Source organism: Bifidobacterium sp. UBA6881 (assembly GCA_002451435.1).
GTDB lineage: Bacteria > Actinomycetota > Actinomycetes > Actinomycetales > Bifidobacteriaceae > Bifidobacterium.
The window spans coordinates 20,482-20,867 of the sequence record DKCF01000036.1; the positions used below are offsets into that span (position 1 = coordinate 20,482).

The following is a 386-nucleotide window of genomic DNA, read 5'->3' on the forward strand; positions in this document are numbered from 1 at the left end:
CCTGCTGATCCGTTCGACGTGTATCGTGTGCTGCGTACGCTGAATCCCAGCCCGTACATGTACTTCATGGCCCTGACCGACGCCGAAGGCCATGACTTCAACGTTATCGGCTCCAGCCCGGAGACCTTGATCAAGGTGGATAACGGCCATGCCATGAGCTTCCCAATCGCCGGTTCCAGACCACGCGGAGCCACGGTGGAGGAGGACGAGCGCTTGGCGAAGGAACTGCTTTCCGATCCGAAGGAACGCAGCGAGCACATCATGCTTGTCGATCTCGCCCGAAACGATTTGAGCCGTGTATGCCTTCCGGAGAGCGTCGAGGTCGTATCCCTGATGGACATCATGCGGTTCAGCCACATCATGCATATCTGCTCCACCGTCACCGG

General features: G+C 58.5%; 1 protein-coding gene. It reads left to right on the forward strand.

What is annotated here, in order from left to right:
• On the forward strand, positions 1–386 hold a 386-nt coding region (locus B3C64_RS02955; RefSeq protein WP_291533622.1), incomplete at both ends, for a chorismate-binding protein.